The organism is Candidatus Eisenbacteria bacterium (assembly GCA_016867495.1).
In the GTDB taxonomy this organism is placed as follows: Bacteria; Eisenbacteria; RBG-16-71-46; order CAIMUX01; family VGJL01; genus VGJL01.
In genome coordinates, this window is record VGJL01000277.1 from 1 (window position 1) to 2,661 (window position 2,661).

2 protein-coding genes are annotated in these 2,661 nt (G+C 65.6%); both read right to left on the reverse strand.

Annotated elements, in window-relative coordinates; genetic code table 11:
- The coding region (locus FJY88_13385; protein MBM3288319.1) for an AAA family ATPase at positions 1-1,351 on the reverse strand (1,351 nt) is incomplete at its 3' end.
- Positions 1,324-1,815: a DUF222 domain-containing protein gene (locus tag FJY88_13390; GenBank protein MBM3288320.1), complete on the reverse strand. Its 492-nt coding sequence runs from the start codon at positions 1,813-1,815 to the stop codon at positions 1,324-1,326. The genes FJY88_13390 and FJY88_13385, both read right to left, overlap by 28 nt.
- Between the last annotated feature and the right edge of the window lie 846 nt (positions 1,816-2,661).

A 2,661-nucleotide genomic window follows, 5' to 3' on the forward strand; every position in this document is an offset into this window, starting at 1 on the left:
TTAAATCGACGAACAGGACATCGCGCGGCCGCAGATTCACGAGCATGCCGAGGAGGTGCGCGGGCGTCCGGATGGTCGTAGCGGCCGCCTCCGTGAAGCCGGCGCCCATCTCGTTCGCGACGAGCCGCGCGATCGTCGTCTTGCCGAGTCCCGCGGAGCCGGTCAGGAGCGTGTGTTTCATGGGCTCGCCGGTCTTCGACGCCGCCTTCGCGCAGATCCCGAGCCACTCGACCGTCTCCTTCTGGCCGACGATGTCGGCGAGGCGCGGCGGGCTCTCGGGGCGCGCGGGCGTTGACGCGGATGGAGCAGACGCGGGCGGTGCCGCCGGCGCCGGATCCGTCTTCGCCCCGGCCTCCGGTTGCGCCTTGCACTCGTTGCGCGATGAAGGGTCCCCCTCGGACTCCTCCGGCTCGCAGACCTGGCGCTCGGGGTGGAGAAGAAAGCTCTTGCGCGACGTGTCCCAGTCCAGGAGGGGCTGGAGCTTCCTGAACTCGGCCGCGGTCATGTCCTTCGGGAGATCCTCCAGGCGGACGGCGGGAGGCAGGGGCGGCGGGGCGTGCGGATCACGGGGCGCGGATCGATCCGCAAGTTCGGTTTTTTTGTCGGAAGCAACAGAGGCCGATTGCTTTATGACAACGGCCGAGAACGCATGCTCCTGATCCGCGATCAGCACCTTCGCGGGGTCGCCGGGAGGCCGGATCTCGTCGCCGTCGGCGTTGTAGCCGATGACCCGTCCGTCGCGGATCCGGATGATGAGAATTCCCGAGTGGACGGATTCGTGGCAGCCTATACACAAACATATCAAATTCTCGAAACATGTGCGCCCACCCTTCGCGAGCGAGCGCAGGTGATGGGCCATCAGGTGCTCGGTCGAGCCGCAGAGGCCGCACCGGTGCCCATGGCGCGCGAGGACGATGGCCCGCATCCAGGCCGGGACGTTCTCATCCCGATCCTCCTCGGGGATCTCCCCCTTCTGGCCGAAGAGGGTGACCGCGTCCTCGCCGGGATCTTCCGGCATCTTCACCACCTCCAGGACCCCGCGCTTCTTCGCCTCATCGACGACATCGCGCGGCACGGAGATGGCGCCGGCCTCCGTCTCGATCCAGGCCTCGCCGGTCGAGAGATCCTCGTGGTAGACGATCGCCTCGCGCAGGGTGGGCGGCGCCTTCTTCCAGTCGGGGATCGTCCCACCCTTCGCGAGGGTGATGACGAGGTCTGCGAGTGCCTGCACGCGGCCGATGGCCGAGAGCCTCTTCTCCGAGAGCCGATCCATTGTCCGGAGCGCCCGCTCGAGCTTCGCTTGGACGAGCGCGGGGAGGTTGATCATGAACAGGGCGGTCTTCTGGCGCATGCGCGGGGGGTCGTCCGGCAAGTCCGTACGCGGGATGAAAGGGTCCCGCGTAGTCCGTTGCGCCTCCTCCGGACCTCCATCTTGACCTGACGCGTCGTCATCCACCGGACCTTCTCGATCCAGTCCCCGCAATTCGACGGCGTCACGAGGTGCGCGATCAGGCAGAGGCTCGTCCAGGAGATCTCGCCGTCGGCGAACGCCTTGTCGAGCTGCGGGACCTCGCGGAGCTTCTTGGCGACGGCGACGAGGCGGTGCCATTCGCGCCGGTCGAGGTCGAGTCCGCGCTCGGCGCAGTCCCGCATGCTCGGGTAGCCCACGGAACCGTAGAGGCGGTCGTCCTGGAGCCGGAGGAGGCACTGGGCCAGGACGCGGCCGTCGACGTTCATGTGGCGCTTGCTCTCCAGGGCACGCGTGAAGAGTTCCTTGGCGGTGAGATCGGATTCGAAGACCTCCTGGACGAGCATGGGCTTCTCCTCCACTCCAGGCCTTGTCGATCGTCAGACCCTATGGATTCAGGCGCGATTCCGGATCCGATGGCGTGCGGTGCGTCGTCCTTTCGAGGATCGAGGCCGCCTCAGGTCACCCCACTCCGCGGGGTGGCAGGGACACCGAATTCCTCGTGCGACCGAGAGTTAAGGATAGGAGGAATCCGCCAGGAAGTCAAGGAAAAAATGCGACAAAACAAAAATGATGTAACTATAATACATCTATGTAGTTATAGAATGAAAGCCGAACTTCTGAAGATGTAGTTCGGCTGGCGTATGGCTTGTCCTCGCTCCGTGGAGATCCTGGCGGGCCCCTTCATCCCGCCGCTGTCAACCGCCCCAACCGCCGCCGCTTCATGCGCAGCGAGCGGGCCGAACGTGTCGCCAGAAGCCCGGCGGAGGTCCTGGCCGATCAGGAGCCGCCCCACCGGCTGAAGATCTCGGGTTCGAGCGCTTCCGGCGCTCCGCCTGAGCCGTTCGATCTGTAGCATCGGGATGATCGGGGCGGTGGCCCAGTACTGTCCTCCGATCGGCATCGTCCACGACCCCCTTTGATCTGTAGCATCGGGGCGATCGGGGCGGAGGCCCAGCACTGTCCTCCGATCGGCACCATCCACGACCCCCTTTGATCTGTAGCGTCTTTGCGATCGGGGCGATGGCCCAGCACTGTCCTCCGATCGGCACCGTCCACGACCCCCTTTGATCTGTAGCGTCTTTGCGATCGGGGCGATGGCCCAGTACAGCCCTCCGATCGGCATCGTCCACGACCCCCTTTGATCTGTAGCGTCTTTGCGATCGGGGCGATGGCCCAGCACTGTCCTCCGA